The organism is Lysinibacillus sp. CNPSo 3705 (genome assembly GCF_028674935.1).
GTDB lineage: Bacteria > Bacillota > Bacilli > Bacillales_A > Planococcaceae > Lysinibacillus.
The window spans coordinates 1-15,555 of record NZ_JAQZSD010000034.1 but is presented as its reverse complement, the minus strand read 5'-3'; the positions used below and the strand labels follow the sequence as shown (position 1 = coordinate 15,555).

The 15,555-nt window shown below is 33.9% G+C and carries 17 protein-coding genes; 7 read left to right on the top strand and 10 right to left on the bottom strand.

The window, feature by feature from the left end:
* Nucleotides 1–50: 50 nt before the first annotated feature.
* The 3 genes from PVA17_RS15115 to PVA17_RS15105 all read right to left on the bottom strand — a co-directional run bounded on the left by PVA17_RS15115 (nt 51) and on the right by PVA17_RS15105 (nt 1,992).
* On the bottom strand, nt 51–383 hold the full coding sequence (locus PVA17_RS15115) for a hypothetical protein (protein WP_132360834.1): 333 nt from the start codon (nt 381–383) through the stop codon (nt 51–53).
* Nucleotides 384–508: 125 nt separating this feature from the next.
* A complete protein-coding gene (locus PVA17_RS15110) occupies nt 509–898 on the bottom strand; it encodes a hypothetical protein (protein ID WP_132360832.1) in 390 nt (129 codons plus the stop codon).
* 5 nt (nt 899–903) lie between these two features.
* Nucleotides 904–1,992, bottom strand: a complete 1,089-nt coding sequence (locus PVA17_RS15105) for a hypothetical protein (protein ID WP_274068141.1) — start codon at nt 1,990–1,992, stop codon at nt 904–906.
* 374 nt (nt 1,993–2,366) lie between these two features.
* Between PVA17_RS15105 and PVA17_RS15100 the strand changes: the two genes are divergently transcribed.
* Nucleotides 2,367–3,059 (top strand): SDR family oxidoreductase, encoded by a 693-nt coding sequence (locus PVA17_RS15100; protein WP_274068140.1) that lies wholly within the window; start codon nt 2,367–2,369, stop codon nt 3,057–3,059.
* A gap of 36 nt (nt 3,060–3,095) precedes the next feature.
* Here the strand turns inward: PVA17_RS15100 and PVA17_RS15095 are convergent, their stop codons facing one another.
* Both PVA17_RS15095 and PVA17_RS15090 read right to left on the bottom strand, forming a co-directional pair.
* Nucleotides 3,096–3,587, bottom strand: a complete 492-nt coding sequence (locus PVA17_RS15095; protein ID WP_274068139.1) for an SdiA-regulated/phytase-like domain-containing protein — start codon at nt 3,585–3,587, stop codon at nt 3,096–3,098.
* 32 nt (nt 3,588–3,619) lie between these two features.
* On the bottom strand, nt 3,620–3,979 hold the full coding sequence (locus tag PVA17_RS15090) for an alpha/beta fold hydrolase (protein WP_274068138.1): 360 nt from the start codon (nt 3,977–3,979) through the stop codon (nt 3,620–3,622).
* A gap of 131 nt (nt 3,980–4,110) precedes the next feature.
* Between PVA17_RS15090 and PVA17_RS15085 the strand changes: the two genes are divergently transcribed.
* The 3 genes from PVA17_RS15085 to PVA17_RS15075 all read left to right on the top strand — a co-directional run bounded on the left by PVA17_RS15085 (nt 4,111) and on the right by PVA17_RS15075 (nt 7,032).
* Nucleotides 4,111–4,722 (top strand): flavin reductase family protein, encoded by a 612-nt coding sequence (locus PVA17_RS15085; protein WP_274068137.1) that lies wholly within the window; start codon nt 4,111–4,113, stop codon nt 4,720–4,722.
* Nucleotides 4,723–4,935: 213 nt separating this feature from the next.
* A complete protein-coding gene (locus PVA17_RS15080; RefSeq protein WP_274068136.1) occupies nt 4,936–6,447 on the top strand; it encodes a serine hydrolase domain-containing protein in 1,512 nt (503 codons plus the stop codon).
* A 195-nt stretch (nt 6,448–6,642) separates the two neighbouring features.
* The gene (locus PVA17_RS15075; RefSeq protein ID WP_274068135.1) at nt 6,643–7,032 is read left to right on the top strand and encodes a RidA family protein; all 390 of its coding nucleotides are present in this window, start codon (nt 6,643–6,645) and stop codon (nt 7,030–7,032) included.
* A gap of 222 nt (nt 7,033–7,254) precedes the next feature.
* On the opposite strand, the gene PVA17_RS15070 is transcribed toward PVA17_RS15075, so the two are convergent.
* The gene (locus PVA17_RS15070) at nt 7,255–8,304 is read right to left on the bottom strand and encodes a DUF418 domain-containing protein (protein WP_274068134.1); all 1,050 of its coding nucleotides are present in this window, start codon (nt 8,302–8,304) and stop codon (nt 7,255–7,257) included.
* Between the two features lie 93 nt (nt 8,305–8,397).
* Nucleotides 8,398–9,342: a helix-turn-helix transcriptional regulator gene (locus PVA17_RS15065; RefSeq protein ID WP_132360813.1), complete on the bottom strand. Its 945-nt coding sequence runs from the start codon at nt 9,340–9,342 to the stop codon at nt 8,398–8,400.
* 102 nt (nt 9,343–9,444) lie between these two features.
* Between PVA17_RS15065 and PVA17_RS15060 the strand changes: the two genes are divergently transcribed.
* The gene (locus PVA17_RS15060; RefSeq protein WP_274068133.1) at nt 9,445–9,975 is read left to right on the top strand and encodes a dihydrofolate reductase family protein; all 531 of its coding nucleotides are present in this window, start codon (nt 9,445–9,447) and stop codon (nt 9,973–9,975) included.
* Nucleotides 9,976–9,995: 20 nt separating this feature from the next.
* Here PVA17_RS15060 and PVA17_RS15055 read toward each other — a convergent pair whose 3' ends face one another.
* Nucleotides 9,996–11,018 (bottom strand): serine hydrolase domain-containing protein, encoded by a 1,023-nt coding sequence (locus PVA17_RS15055; RefSeq protein ID WP_274068132.1) that lies wholly within the window; start codon nt 11,016–11,018, stop codon nt 9,996–9,998.
* Nucleotides 11,019–11,084: 66 nt separating this feature from the next.
* Complete coding sequence (locus tag PVA17_RS15050) at nt 11,085–11,840, bottom strand: class I SAM-dependent methyltransferase (RefSeq protein WP_274068131.1); 756 nt, start codon at nt 11,838–11,840, stop codon at nt 11,085–11,087.
* 255 nt (nt 11,841–12,095) lie between these two features.
* Here PVA17_RS15050 and PVA17_RS15045 point away from each other — a divergent pair, with 255 nt between their 5' ends.
* Complete coding sequence (locus PVA17_RS15045; protein WP_274068130.1) at nt 12,096–12,599, top strand: AAA family ATPase; 504 nt, start codon at nt 12,096–12,098, stop codon at nt 12,597–12,599.
* Nucleotides 12,600–12,643: 44 nt separating this feature from the next.
* On the opposite strand, the gene ku is transcribed toward PVA17_RS15045, so the two are convergent.
* On the bottom strand, nt 12,644–13,462 hold the full coding sequence (gene ku, locus PVA17_RS15040) for a non-homologous end joining protein Ku (RefSeq protein WP_274068129.1): 819 nt from the start codon (nt 13,460–13,462) through the stop codon (nt 12,644–12,646).
* 105 nt (nt 13,463–13,567) lie between these two features.
* On the opposite strand from ku, the gene PVA17_RS15035 reads away from it, so the two are divergent.
* A complete protein-coding gene (locus PVA17_RS15035; protein WP_274068128.1) occupies nt 13,568–15,391 on the top strand; it encodes a DNA ligase D in 1,824 nt (607 codons plus the stop codon).
* Nucleotides 15,392–15,555: the final 164 nt, after the last annotated feature.

Genomic DNA, 15,555 nt, shown 5'->3' with positions numbered 1-15,555 from the left:
CATCCGATTTTTTCTGATCTATATTTCAAAAATAATTTGTTGGACTCCTATTATTTTAAAGGAATACCAAGTCCTAAGGCAGAAGCGATCGATACAATAGAGCTAATAACACCTAGTATACTAGTTAATTTCTCTAATGGTTTTTTAGCTTTCTCGTTATCTCCATTTTCTATGTGAGTTTGAAGAAGTTCAAAATTAGCTTCCGCAATCTCTCGTTGTTCCTCAGCTAGGTGTTGAATTTCTTCATGAAGCTGTTGTAAAGCATTGATAATGTCATTAGGCAAGCTTGCTATCCCTTGATTGAGTGTACCATTGTTTTCAATAGTTATATTACCTTTGTTTTCTCCAAAAGTTAAACCACCATATTTACTAGAATCACCCATATAACCATCTCCTAAGATAATAGTAACTTTCCCGAGCTTTGATACTTTCTCTAATAATTGATCAGAATTTTCTTCGGCTAAAATACCGATAATTTCTCTTAAACTTTCAGGTTTATTTTGCTTACTTAACCCGACATTTTCCGTTTTGTTATTAATTTTTTTTTTGAAAAACTTTGTCTGAAATCATCACTTAATTCGATTATTGGAATGGCGTTTAAAGGATCAAAACAGTTTTCTGTACCACAATACTTGCAAGGAATGGAATCAATATTTTCAAGTTCAGATTTATCAGCAGTAAAAATACTTCTACTACATTCCTCGCAGTGAAATTCTAATTTTATAACGAGCGCTTCTTTTTTTTCTAATTCAGATAATGTATCAATAACTACTCCAAGAGGTAAGTTAGTTATTTTTGCAATATAACTATGGTAAAATTTTTCAATCTTACTGATAGCAATTGCCTCAAGTGCATTATCTATTTTTTGAGAAATTTCCCATGGCTTTAAATTGCTCAATACTTTTACCTCGCAGAATAAATTTGGTAAATCAATTTTTCTCTAATATAATCCAATACAGGCTCAGACGCAAATACATTGAACTTAAATGTCTTTGTATTGACGCCGATTCGAATAGAATATTCTTGTTTCACGCCATCAACACTATGTTCAAATAATATGGATCCTTTTTGTTTGGATAGATAAGGTTCTAAATAATTGTATAATGGTAAACCTCTTAGTTCTCTAATACTACCTAATCCTATTGTTTCAAGACCACTTAAAAGGAGCAACGTAAAAGGTGTTGTTTCTAAAATGCCAGTAATATCTTCGCTATTTAAATTTTGCTCTAGAATGGATAATTCACCATTAGTATAGTATTCGTCAATTGCAGAAAGTATACTCACAATTGATTGACCCTGTGTTTCTTCAAATGTATTTACTGACCCTGCTGGTCTTCCTGTAGCATCAATAAGCCTTCCTTGAAGTGTATCAGCTAAAGACTCAAGATTACCCCCGTACTTCTCTAACAAATCATGTTGTTTGAATTCATATTTATCATCGACTGTTTTAGTTAACCAAGCAATGATTTTTTTGGCAACAGCTGAACTTGCTCGTACTTCAATTATTCCCTTGTCTTCATCAATATAAACTGTTGTTATTTCGTGTTTAATGTATTCTCTTCGGTTAGCTAAAAAGTAATCAACATTAACACCAGTTCTATGAATAAATCTTAAATAATATGCTTGAGAACCTTCGATGTCAGCAGCGGCAATAATCGTAGGATCAATAGGGACATTTTCGCTGTTTGGTGTAACTACTTTTTCGAAAGGGTTAAATGGCATTTTTTCAATAATACTTTGTTTAAATCCAATTAAACCAGTATTATTTGTCGCCTGAAACCAAGCTAAAGAAACTGCTCCGGAGAAAATATTATTGCTTATCATTTTAAGAACATCGCCTTCAATATGATCAAAAGAGTTCCACACTCTACTAGCTAATTCATTTACATTGCCAGTTGTTTCTAAAGTCAATTTATTACAAATCTCTTTGAGTTGAGTTTTGCTTAATCTATGCAAGTCTTGGGGGAAAATTAAAGATTTAATTGTATTCATTTAACACCCTCCAGAATTATATTCTGTGTTCGATGAAATTATGTCGTTTTATTAATAAATATAATATTATATGTATTGAATAACCAAAAAATGACATAAAAGTGTTGATTGACATGGGGGTTTGAATGAATTGGAACTTATATGCATCGAAATGAATAAATACCGTGTAGTTCTTTAGTCTTATTTTTGTTTGGGGTTTTGAGAGAAATAACTACTATTGGTTGGAGAGTAGTTAGCTTTTTGGTATCATATTCAATTCATTTTTCGTTAACTTCTCGTGCTCTCATAGTTTTTTTAAATTGAATAGGGGGGAATATTGGTACAATTTAGCGTTCCTCCTCTGGTATAATTAACTGCGAGAGAGGATGATCAATATGAGTAAAAATATCGTTGTTATAACAGGGGCTGGCAGTGGTTTAGGTGCAGCACTTGCGAAAAAATATTCATCTTTAGGCTATCACATTTGTTTACTCGGCCGTACGAAATCAAAGCTTGAGCATACGGCTAAAGCTTTAACCAATGGCTATTCTATTTATGAGGTTGATGTTACTTCGAAACAAATGGTTACTCAAATAATGCGTTCTATACAAGATGATTTTGGTTCAATTCCATTACTTATTAATAATGCTGGTGTTGGCTATTTTGATAAAGCTGAAAACTTGAATGAGGATTCAGTTCATCAAATGATTGATATTAACTTAAAAGGAACAATTTTTTGCACACAAGAAGTACTAAAAGGTATGAGGGAACACAATGAAGGAACAATCGTCAATATCGTTTCTACAGCTGGTTTAGAAGGAAAAGTAACAGAATCTGTTTATTGTGCTAGTAAATTTGGTGTACGTGGATTTACAGAGAGTCTTGCACTGGAATTAAATGATACCGCTATTAATGTATGTGCTGTGTACATGGGTGGCATGAGAACAGAATTTTGGGACGGTGTGTTTACCGAGGAAAAAACTAAGACATTAATGGATCCTAATGACATCGCAGATATTATTATGGAAAATATTAAACCAAGAAAAGCGTTAGCTGTAACTGAAGTTGTTATTAAAAATAGACGATAATATTTGAAATTAAGATGACCAGGCTCTTCATTTAAGTCAAGCCTGGTCATTTTCTATTTCAGTTACTATTTCCTCAAAATAACTAAGATACAGTAAATGTCCTTTATTTTCTATTATGTGTAATGAAGAATCTGTATAAAGCTTGTTTAGTATTTTAGCCGTCTTTAATGGCCAAACATTATCTTTTTCGCCATGCCAAATGTAAATTTTATAGGGACGAGCAGCATAGTTTAAAGAAACTTTTTCAGTCATTGCCATTGCATCATAATATACTGCTAGCCCATTATTTTGATAAGCCTCTACGGCAGCTTTTATTATTACTTCTTGAAAATTCCTTTGATTGGCTACTAATTGATCAGCCTCAGTCATTTTATTAATCGAATCTTTGACAGTTGTTTCTATATGATGGTTAATCTTTTTACTTAACTTTTTAAAATAATATTTAGTCATTAAAGGGAAGTAACTATTAAAAAAACCGATGAATTTCCAATTGATTGGTAAATCCTTTTTAGTATTTTTTCCTTTCAAAGGAATAGCACTACTTATAAGAGTCAAAGATTTCACACAATCAGGATAGATGGAAGCATGGAAGCAAAGATTTGAGCATATGTTCCACCTGCTGACCAGCCAATTATATCTACCATATCTAATTTAAGTTTCTCCAATAACGATTTTATATCCCTAGAAAAGTTAGTCATATTATAATGTTTTAAACTTGAAGATCCGTAACCAGGACGATTAATAGCAATTACATAAAAATTTTTAGCATCTAATTTCTTTTCATTAATATATAATCCTGAAGCTGATGAACCAAAGCCATGTAAGTAAATTATGGGATTATTTTTAGGATTACCATAAATCTTGTAATTTAATAGATGTCCATCTTCTAAAATAATGGAAAAAGTATTTTCTTTTTTCATAATGACCCTCCTTCTTATTTAACTTTTTAATCCTATAGTCAAATATTTAATACGTAATCCATATTTCGATGAAAATCGAAATATCTATCTTGTACTATATAAATTGAAAGTACGTATTAGGAGGAGATAAAATGACTCAAATTGCTAACACAGAGATGATTAATCCAAAAATTCTTTACTACGGGACTCCTGTAATTTTATTAACTACGCTAAATGAAGATGGCACAGTAAATATTAGCCCTCTTTCGTCATCATGGGCTTTAGGAGATTATATTATTTTAGGAATTGGGCTTGGGGGAAAGGCTATTGAAAATTTAGAACGACATCCTGAATGTGTTATTAATGTTCCAGATCCTTCATTATGGGGGAATGTAGAAAAATTAGCGCCATTTACAGGAAAAAACCCCGTTCCTGAATATAAGCTAGCAAATGGATTTACATTTGAAAAAGATAAATATGAAATTAGTAATTTAACACCTAACGAGTCTAAATCAGTAAAGCCTACAAGAATTGCAGAGTGTCCAATTCAACTTGAGGCAAGAGTAAAACATATTCGAATCCCTGATTATGCTGCCTTTTTTGCCATTGTTGAGACACAAGTAATACATGTACATGCCCATAAGGAAATTATCGTTAATGAAAATTATATTGATCCAAATAAATGGAGCCCACTCATTTATAATTTCCGCCATTATTTTGGACTTGGGCACCAGCTAGGGAAAGCTTTTAGGGCAGAAATTTAAATCTTAACCGTCATCAAAAAAGGTCGGCTCTATTTTTATGAGTAGCTGATCTTTTTGCATTTATTCAAGATTTTCTAAAAGCAAGGTACGTTACAAAACTGTCATGTTGTCATGTTATTTGTCATGTAAAACAATGGATATCGTATTAATTCCTTGTTATAGTTAACAAAGTCTTTAAGGAATTTATAACCTTGTACCTAGCTTAAAGGAGAAATGAAAATGAAACCATTATTAAAATATTATTCGTTTATATTAGTTATGATTGTCATCTTTTATAGTATAACGCCTACAATAGCAAAGGCAAATTCAACTGAAAAAATTCAGAAAATTGATCAATTTGTTAAAGAACAAAAGGCAATTAGTAAAATTCCTGGGATATCGGTAGTAATTGTTGAGAAGGGGAAAACGGTTTATGAAAAAGGCTTTGGATATGCCGATGTTCAGTCAAAAACACCAGTTACCTCTAAGACATTATTTGAACTAGGATCTACATCGAAAGCATTCACAGGTCTAGCCATTCTCCAATTGGAAAGGGAAGGCTTACTAAAACGTTCTGATGATGTCCAAAAGTATATCCCATGGTTAACGTTAAAATATAATGGCAAGCCTCAGTCCATTACTATTAATCAGTTTCTATATCATACAAGTGGTATCACTACTAACACTCTATATAATATCCCAAAAAGTAACGAACCGAATGCTCTTGAGTTAACCGTCAAAAAATTGCTTGATCAGCCTTTAAATAGACAACCGGGTAGTTCATACGAATATGCAACACTCAATTATGATGTTTTGGGCCTAGTTATTGAAAAAGTTTCAAAACAACCCTTTGATATGTATATCAAACAGCATATATTAGAGCCGATTAATATGAAGGATTCATTTGTTGGACTTCATCAAGTTAAATCTAATGAGATGGCGTCAGGATATAAGATAGGGCTTATGAAAGAGCAGGCTTATAAACCACCTATCTACCGTGGAAATGTGCCTGCTGGTTATATAATAAGTAACATAAATGATATAGCAAAATGGTTAAAGCTACAGTTAGGCAATAGCCAAATTTATTCGATTGATAAAAAAATTATTCAAGAATCACATATTCCAGATCAATCTGTTGAACCTTTCGATAAGGATACATACTACGGTAGTGGGTGGGGAGTGATAGAAAGAAATAAAAAACAATATTTATTTCATGCCGGGGAAAATCCAACATTTACATCTTATTTTATGATGCAGCCTGATCAACAATTGGGAGTGGCCATATTATCTAATATGAATTCGAGCTATACAACAGCGATAGGTCAAGGTGTGATGGATTTATGGGAAGGGAAAACGGTTGATACTGTTCATTCTGATAACCTTCAGAAGCTGGATAAAACTGTTTCACTTTTATGCGTTATTATTGTAGGCTTTGGGATGTTTTTAAGCATTCTATTGTTAAAAACCTTGAAGGAAATTATTAAAAAACAACGAATTAAAGTAGCTTTAACTATGAAAAGGACCTTATTATTAATCTTGCATTCTGTAAGTGTTGCAATAATCTTTGCACTAATGAGTATGTCCCCAAAAATTTTATTAGATGGATCAAATTGGACGTTTATTAAAGTATGGGGTCCAACCTCAATCACTGTGTTATTTTATAGTGTTATAGTGTCAGGTGTGGTTTATTGTTTATTGGGATTAGTGAAGCTTTTTACCGAAAACCAAAATCGGTTAAAAGTGTAGATATTTGATTTTTTATGAAAAACGTGGTAATTTGAATTTAACTTTAGGTAAGGGGGAGAATCCAAATGAAAAAAAGATCAATATGTTTTTTAAGTATGGGTATTGGATTCTCAACAGCTGTTTTTTTCTAAAATTGAGTTTTAAGGGACGAGTCTGCCCTTTTTTAGAAAAATAAAAACCTAAAGGAGAATAACCATGAATCAAATAACACGCAAAAATCCTATCCAAGTACCTAGCCCAGTTGGCAATTACAGTCATCTTACAATAATCCCTAAGAATGCAACAATGTATGCATTATCTGGACAGATTGGAGTAGGGGCTAGCGGTGAGTTGCCATCATCACTATCTGAGCAGGTTAAAAATACGTTGAAAAATATTCAAATTATATTAGAGGCAGAGGGACTTAGTGCAGACAATGTGGTGAAGGCCAATATTTGGGCAACAGAAGAAATTGATTGGGATGACTTCGATCAGCAATGGGAATCGATGTTTGGAAATCCCTATCCCTCTATGACGATAGCCTATATTACGGCTTTAGGACTCCCTGATATTAAAATAGAAATAGATATTTGGGCTGCTAAATAAGTAGAGTACCGACAAAATCTTTATGATTTTGTCGGCTTTTTATGTAAACAAAATAGAAAAAAGGTCACTTTTCCTAAGAAAAATGACCAAAAAATAAAAAATTAATAATGGGGGTGTGTTTCTTGCCCATTATCTGAGCAAGCTGGAAGCGAATTAGGTACATTACTATTTTATGAAGAATGAAAGCTAATTGTTAGGTATTTGTCATTTTAATTTTTTTGGTTAGGAGCGTTCCTTAAAATCAGAAGTTTTTAGCAATGAAGGTACTGTCCAATAAGTACCCATTCGCCACAACCATTCTAATGGTCCAAATTTAAAGTATTTAAGCCAAATTTTGCTAAACAGTAGTTGAAAAATGTAAATGCTTATGCAAATCCAAAGAGATTGGATAAAACGAATATTGCCAATAAGGTCAAAAGTGTTGCCAATTAGTAAGATGAGCGCTGTTTGCCCTAAATAATTTGTTAATGCCATTCGTCCATAGTCTTTTAATGGTGAAAGTAAGGCCTGGCATAAAGGAAGTTTAAGTAATAACATTAATAAACCTACATAAAATGCCGATACAAAAGGGCTAAATTGAAGACCGATTAATGAAAATTTTTCAATGTTTGTCATATGTTCAGTCATTTCATCCGTTGTCATATTGTCAATGTTCACCATTGCCTCAGGCACATAATGCCATTGATACAGCAAGCCACCTATGCTAATCATGAACATAATCACTGTAAAGGTTAATATGTTTTTACGATTGTCATGGATCTTTTCGAAAATTTGATATTGCCCAGCAGCTAATCCTAGTAAAATTAGTGGGAACGGCATCGCGATTTTGATGCCATAATAAGCTGTTATGGCTAATAGGATAAGCCCTAAAGTTATGTTTATTTCTTTACGAACTTTGTAAAATGGTAAAGCAATTAGCCCGAAAATTGCATAAACGGTTAATGCTTCTCCAGGTTGGAAATAAAAATGTACAAGCCCAATTAACAATAAAATAATAATTCTTCTAATAAATAAAAGATAGGCGTTATTATTTTTAGCCATTGCTCGGGAAATAAAAATATAAAATCCTACACCAAATAAAAATGAAAAAATCGAGAAAAACTTACCTTCCACAAATAATATTAAAAATCTGTTATAGGCAATATCTATAGATGTGTCCGGTGTTTTAATCCATAATAACGCCGGAATATTTACTAATATAATGCCTAATAAAGCAAATCCTCTTAAATAATCTAATGTATCAATTCGTTTGTTTAGTTCAATTGGTTGCATATTTTCTCCTCCTCACTTACAAAGTATAAGAAAATTGTCCATAAAGTAGTAACGATGAATGTTACGCCAATCTTACAAAATCGTCATATAACATTAATCATTTTCTGGATATATTGATAGGATGTCCTTTGCCTGCTGTCGTAAAATATTGATTAATTCTTTTGGTTCTACAATTTGAGCATGCATACAAAGTCGATAAAAGAGGGGACTTATAAAATTTAGTTCACCTTTGTCTATTATGGAATCGATATAGCCTGTGCCATCTTCATTGATGACGACTAAGTCTTCAAAGTTTGGTTCGCTTTTGCATTGTCGTACACCTTCCCTTGTTAGTAGTACATGTAAACGAATGGGTTGTTTAATCTCATAGGTGTTGCCAAACCACTCCTCTAGATTTAAAAATTTCTCTTTGTTTTCTTCGCTTTTTACGATAGAAAGAATACGATCTACACGAAACAATAATATTTTTTGTTTCGTGAAATCAAAGGCGGGCATATACCATAATCCATCATGTGCGTAAACACCAATAGGATGAATATGTTTCGTTGTTGTACCCGATTTAGATTCATATTGAATATGTAGATTTTTGTTTTCAATAGCTAGCTCTAAAACAGCCTTCAATAAAGGTGTTTCAATCGCTCGTTTAGGATTCCAAAACGCGATATAGGATTGAAGTTTATCTACTTTCCGCTTCGCCACCTCCTGAAGCGAGTTATAAAGCTTATGAGAAGCGGACTTACTTTCCGTATTAAAAGGTAAATCACGATAATAGTGCAGTGATTGAAATGCAAAGAAAATTGAAACGGCTTCATCTTCTGTAAATAAAATAGGGGGAAGAAATCTGCTCGATAGAACAGTGTAGCCGCCGTTTCGCCCTTGTTCAGCGTAAATAGATAAGCCCATATCACTTAAGTCTAAAATATAGCGATGTACCGTACGAATCGATATATTGAATTCATCAGCAATTTCCTGAGCGGTAAATTTCTTTTTTGCACTAACAAACAGCAGGATATCTAATAAACGTTGTGCTTTTGACATTTTCTCACCTTTTCTTTTTTAATCATGCCAGTAGTTGTCATGTATTGTGTATAGTATAAATATTGTTCATGAGTTTTACAAAAAAGAAAAGGAGATGACAGTATGTCACGAGAAATCATTTTATATATTGCGACTAGTTTGGATGGATTTATTGCGAAAGAGAATGATGATTTACAATGGCTAGAAGAAACAGAGGGGGAGGGGGATGCTGGCTATTCAGACATGTATCAATCCATCGATACTATTATTATGGGCAAGAGAACGTACGATTACGTTGTAGACCATATTAAGCCTTTTCCATATCTCGATAAGAAATGTTATGTATTCACAACATCACGATCTGGTAAAAACGAACATGTTGAGTTTGTAAATGAAGATATTGTAGCGTTTACGAAAAAGTTAAGGGAACAGGATGGCTCAAAAATTTGGATGGTAGGTGGAGCGGGAATTCTCGATCCCTTTATAAAGGAACAGTTGATTGATGAAATAATTATTACGGTTACACCGCATCTATTAGGTTCTGGTATTCCATTGTTTAAGGAAAATAATCCATTTCAAGACCTGGAGTTAGTAAATACACAACGCTTTGGGCAAATGGTGCAAATGCATTATAAGGTGAAGAAAGAGGCTTGATAACAGCCTCTTTTTCCGTTTTAGTAAAGCGAATGATAAATTTCCCCCATAATTCCCTTCATTTGATGCATTCCTGTATCAGTATTCGTCATCATAACAATCCCTTGTTCAAGGTATGGATAGGCAACTAGCATACATTGAAACCCAACACCCCAGCCAAGAGAAGAAAACTCGAATTTGTCGTCCGCGCTTTCTAGAAATACGCCGAGACCGGTCCATTCTTTACACCCTTGTTGGCGGAATAGTTCTTGTACTTGTTTTGACGTAATGTCGATTTTACTTTGTCCTTTGATAGCATCCATAATATCCAGTAATAATTTTGTTAAATCGCTAGGGGTCGTCCATATACCACAAGCTGCAAGATAAGGATAAATAGAATATTTCCCTGGAATTACCTCTCCATTTTGATCATGGCCACATGCAAAATGATCTAAATTTGATGTTAAAAGAGAGGTAGAAAACGTACTGTTCGTCATGCTCAGTGGCTTAAATATAAAATTGTCCATGAGATGAGAGAAAGGTTTTTGCGTTATATCTTCTAGTAATAATTGAATAAGACAAAAACCTGCATCAGAATAGTGAAATTCAGTTTCAGGTTCATATGTCACTTCAATCGTAGTAGGGCAATAAGGAGTTGTTCCATTCAATATTTCTACCATGGACGGTATTGTGTTGAAAGATTGTAGTTCCATAAAGCTACCCTCAGGGTCCACAATACCAGATTGATGACATAGTAAGTTGCGTAATGTAACTTTTTTGTGCTTTGTCAACGGATTGTCAGGAATTTTCCATGAAACTAATTTTTTATTAACATCTTCATCTAAATCTACCATCCCTTGTTCCACTAATTTCATCACTAAAATACTTGTTAGAAATTTACTGATCGAGCAAGCATTAAAAACGGTATGCTCATTAACTTTTTTATCGGTACCTGCCTCCAGAACACCAAAATGACCTGTGCTACTGATTTTTCCCTTATCGATAGCTACTAGACTTAGGCCAGCTATACGGTAATGCTCCATGCGTTCACGAATGTTTATCATCTACTTAGCTCCTATTTTTATTCTTAATTATAACAGAATGTCGGAACAGGTGTTCGCTTTTTCGTTTTATTTTAGTAAACGTGCGTGTACAATCATTGATGGACTATCTTTTGTAAAGTCATTTTTGTTCCATGATCCATAGATGTGTAACACTTCGAACCCATGTTGTTCTAATAGCCTTTTCATTTCCATTGGATATGTATAGCGAAGTCGAATTGAATCTTCGAAAGTAGCTTGTTCTAGCTTATTTATTGAACGGCAAGTTAAGATTTGTGTGATAGGGTCATATTCTTCACGATGCTGAATAGTTAGTTTTCCACCTTCGCTATTGACTGAACTTTTTTCGTATTCATCTACGATAGACAGTTCACTTAGAATTGTGTTTCTCGTATCAAATACAAATTCTCCTCCTGGATGTAAGTGCTTTTTAACGGAATGGAATAAAGCATTTTGACTTTCATTACTTAAAAAATGTTGAAATGAATTTCCTGTCATAAAGACAAAATTTGATGTGATTGGTAATTGAAGCTGTGTACAGTCTTGCACTGTAAAATGTATATTAACATTCTCCTTTCTCGCTTTTTCAATGGCCAATTGCAGCATCCCTTCATGGATATCTACTGCATAAACATTGTATCCCTGCTTGGCAAGCGGAATAGCTAATCGGCCAGTGCCACAGGCTAATTCAATTATCGTATCATTATTTTTGTTAAGAAGATTTTTAATAAAATATAAATCCACGTTATAATTTTCATGAAGTGCATCATATTCAATAGGGTTATTATATTTCTCTAAATTTCCATTAAACTCATTTTGATACATACAATTCAACTCCATCAATTATATTTTTATTTGAGATATATTGTATAATAAATACAATATTCACACAAATTGGGCTATCTCATGAACGTGGGATTGATTTCCATTGCTTTCCTACGGTGTCCGATGCGCCGCTTCACTTGCACTCCATGGTCTCATCTTAACGCTATTCCCAAGGAGTCGCCCAGCCCCTATCATCACTAAATATTGGTGATGAGTTACATAATTAATAAACTATAATGAATAGAGGGGATTCGTTTGAACAAGAAATTTCCACACAAAATACATATCATAGGCTCTGTTGCTAGTGGGAAAACAACTTTAGCGAAAGAATTATCCACGAAATTAAACATACCATATTATGAATTAGATAATGTTGTTTGGATAAGGCAAAATTCCGGTGATATTAGAAGGACCGATCAACAAAAAATGGATTATTTACATAATATTATTCTTACAAATGCGTGGATTATTGAGGGCGTTCATAATGAGGACTGGGTAGCACAAAGCTTTTTGAATGCCGACTTAATAATTTTTTTAGATACAAATTATTTCATCAGAATCTATCGAATCATAAAAAGATTTACGCGCCAAAAACTCGGTTTGGAAAAGTCCAATTACAAACCAACTTTTGCGATATTCATTAAAATGTTTAAGTGGAATCGTTATTTTGAGGAGATTGGCAAACCTAATTTTTATCACAAATATGGAATATATTATGACAAGCTATTAGTCATCTCAAGTAAGAGGCAGATTCTTTAAAAAAAGCATATCCAAAATAATGGATACGCTTCTTCCGTTACATTTTAAGCATTTTTTTTCGTTCTCGGTGCTCGTTTTCTTGTTGCTGGTTTTTTTGTTTTTTCTAGAGAGGCTTGAAGAGCTGTCATTAAGTCCGTTACATTATCAGGTACTGGACGTTTATCGCTTGTCGAGATTGTATTTGTAGCTTTTTTCTCCTCTATAAGCTCCATTAAAGCATTGCGATAGTCATCTGTATATTTTTCAGGATTAAATTCTGTTGTTAATTGATCGACTAACATGAGTGCGGTTTCTAGTTCTTTTGGAACAATGTTTTGTTCACTTGGAATACTTGGAACGTCACCAACACTCCTTACTTCATCAGGGTAATGAATCGTTTCCATCACTAAAGCGTTTTGATAAACACGGACAATGGCTAATTGCTCTTTTGAACGGATAATAATTTTGGCCACACCTATTTTTCCAGATTGTTCTAATGTTTGACGTAATAGGGCATAAGCCTTTCCGCCAGTCGAATCAGGGGATAAAAAATAAGTACGTTCAAAATAAATAGGATCGATTTCAGTTAATTTTATAAAATCGATGATTTCAACTGCCTTATCTTCATTTTCCTTCCGCAAGTTTTCTAATTCTTCTGGATCTAATACGACAAATTTATTTTTGGCATATTCATATGCTTTAACAATATCCTCATCTTTTACTTCTTGGTTACAACCTTCACAAACCTTTTTATAGCTAATAGGGGTATGACATTCTTTATGGAGTTGTCGTAATTTAATGTCTTTATTTTCAGTTGCAGCATGAAGTTTTACTGGTATATTGACAAGACCAAATGAGATACTACCTTTCCAAACTGTATGCATTTGTATCACCTCGTTTTTTCTTACTATGATATATTTTGCTTATTTTTATGTATCTTAAAGTGAAATCGTCAAAAACTGAAGGTAAAAAGCAAAGTAGGTATTTATATGAAACCAATGCTATTAACAGAAGTGCTCGAAACGCCTATTGGTGAGGAATGGATGTACGAAACAAAATATGATGGATTTAGATGTATGTTAGTATGGGAAGAACAGCCGATGCTAATAAGCAGAAATGGCAATAACTTAACGCACCTGTTTCCAGAGATACTTGATTTTTGTAAAAGCATATTTAATAACATTAAAAAGTTTTTACCATTATCATTGGATGGTGAATTAGTGTATTTAACGAATAACTTTACAAGTGATTTTTCACTTGTCCAAAAAAGAGGGCGGATGCAAAACAAAGAGGTTATTGCTACGCATGCCAAAGACTTTCCTTGTCACTATATTGCATTTGATTTACTGTGCTATAAAGGGGAGTCGCTGACCAATAAATATTTAAAAACACGCAAACAGCAACTTTCTAAGCTTTTTACAACGTTAAAGCTCCCGGCGACTGTCAATTATGAGGATTCATGTCCTTTGCAAGTGATTAACTGTGTGGAACATAGTGAGCCTCTTTGGCAGGCTATTAAGATTTACAATGGGGAGGGAATGGTTGCAAAGAAGAAGACGAGTAAATGGATAGGAGATACACGCTCGACCCATTGGTTAAAAATAAAGAATTGGAGATATGTAACGGTCATAGTAACGAAATATGATCATGGAAATGGTTATTTTCATGGCAGTATTTATCAACAGGGAGTGTTAGTTGAAGTAGTTATTTTTAAACATGGAATGTCAGAGGAAGAGCGGAAAACACTCATTGCTTTTTTTCAAGCAAATGGACAGAGGAATAATGAAACATGGAAGCTGGAGCCGTCCATTTGCCTTGATATTGCCTGTATTGATTTCGATGGCAGCAAATGTCGGGAACCGCGTTTCCATGCATTCCGACTGGAGATGTTGCCAGAGGACTGTCATTGGCAGCATATGCAACGTCAACTTTATCCTATCCCTGATTCGGTGCAGATTACGCATCCTGAAAAGCCTGTTTGGCCAGAAATCGGTATTACGAAGGATGATTATTTGTATTATTTGCAAATGATTTCTCCGTATTTGCTTCCTTTTTTGCGAGATCGACCACTTACGTTAATACGATTTCCTCATGGAGTGCCTGGTGAAAGCTTTTATCAAAAAAGTAGCCCTGAGAAAATACCTGCATTTGCTTCAACAGGGTGGATGGACGGTATAAATTATGTTGTGTGCAACAATCTAGAGGCATTGTTGTGGTTAGGCAATCAGCTTGCATTAGAGCTGCACATACCATTCCAAACATTGCAAACTGAGCATCCGACTGAGATTGTTTTCGATTTAGATCCTCCTTCTGTTGAGCAATTTTCACTTGCTGTTACTGGGGCACTGGATTTAAAGGAAATTATCGATTATTTTAAGCTACAATCTTTTGTTAAAACATCAGGAGGCAAAGGAATACAGTTATATATACCGTTACCCGAAAATGCCTTTACTTATGAAGAGGTGCGAGTATTTACTGAATTTGTTTGTCGTTTTTTATGTGAGCAAAAACCGGAATTGTATACAATCGAACGATTAAAGAAAAATAGACATCAAAAATTATATTTAGATTATGTGCAACATGCAGAAGGCAAAACGATTATTGCTCCATACTCGACTCGTGGCAACGAAAAGGGGTTAGTAGCAACGCCATTACACTGGGAAGAAGTCAATGAGCATTTAACACCAGACCTCTTTACTATTCCCGCTGTACTGGAGCGAATGAAAAATGTGAGCAACCCCTTTAAAAATTTCCGTCAAGTAGGGGAAAGTCAGGATTTTAAATTAGCTTTAGAGCGTTTAAAAGAGCAATGATGTTTACTAAATGACCAGGCTGATAGAAGCTAAACTTCGATAAAAGGAAAAATCGTCGGCATTATTGGAGGGCACTGAAAAAGTCTATATCTTCTCACATTGCGAGGTATTCAACGATTTAATCGTTGAATACCTCGCTTTTTTCATTTGGCACTGTGACTCTA

Excerpts from the sequence above, each read along its gene's own strand:
- PVA17_RS15105 (WP_274068141.1), bottom strand. The coding sequence starts at position 1,992 with ATGAATACAATTAAATCTTTAATTTTCCCCCAAGACTTGCATAGATTA.
- PVA17_RS15080 (WP_274068136.1), top strand. The coding sequence starts at position 4,936 with ATGAAAATGAAACCATTATTAAAATATTATTCGTTTATATTAGTTATG.
- ku (WP_274068129.1), bottom strand. The coding sequence starts at position 13,462 with ATGCATACAGTTTGGAAAGGTAGTATCTCATTTGGTCTTGTCAATATA.
- PVA17_RS15100 (WP_274068140.1), top strand. The coding sequence starts at position 2,367 with ATGAGTAAAAATATCGTTGTTATAACAGGGGCTGGCAGTGGTTTAGGT.
- PVA17_RS15065 (WP_132360813.1), bottom strand. The coding sequence starts at position 9,342 with ATGTCAAAAGCACAACGTTTATTAGATATCCTGCTGTTTGTTAGTGCA.
- PVA17_RS15035 (WP_274068128.1), top strand. The coding sequence starts at position 13,568 with ATGAAACCAATGCTATTAACAGAAGTGCTCGAAACGCCTATTGGTGAG.
- PVA17_RS15115 (WP_132360834.1), bottom strand. The coding sequence starts at position 383 with ATGGGTGATTCTAGTAAATATGGTGGTTTAACTTTTGGAGAAAACAAA.
- PVA17_RS15075 (WP_274068135.1), top strand. The coding sequence starts at position 6,643 with ATGAATCAAATAACACGCAAAAATCCTATCCAAGTACCTAGCCCAGTT.
- PVA17_RS15050 (WP_274068131.1), bottom strand. The coding sequence starts at position 11,840 with ATGTATCAAAATGAGTTTAATGGAAATTTAGAGAAATATAATAACCCT.
- PVA17_RS15060 (WP_274068133.1), top strand. The coding sequence starts at position 9,445 with ATGTCACGAGAAATCATTTTATATATTGCGACTAGTTTGGATGGATTT.
- PVA17_RS15070 (WP_274068134.1), bottom strand. The coding sequence starts at position 8,304 with ATGCAACCAATTGAACTAAACAAACGAATTGATACATTAGATTATTTA.
- PVA17_RS15085 (WP_274068137.1), top strand. The coding sequence starts at position 4,111 with ATGACTCAAATTGCTAACACAGAGATGATTAATCCAAAAATTCTTTAC.
- PVA17_RS15055 (WP_274068132.1), bottom strand. The coding sequence starts at position 11,018 with ATGATAAACATTCGTGAACGCATGGAGCATTACCGTATAGCTGGCCTA.
- PVA17_RS15090 (WP_274068138.1), bottom strand. The coding sequence starts at position 3,979 with ATGAAAAAAGAAAATACTTTTTCCATTATTTTAGAAGATGGACATCTA.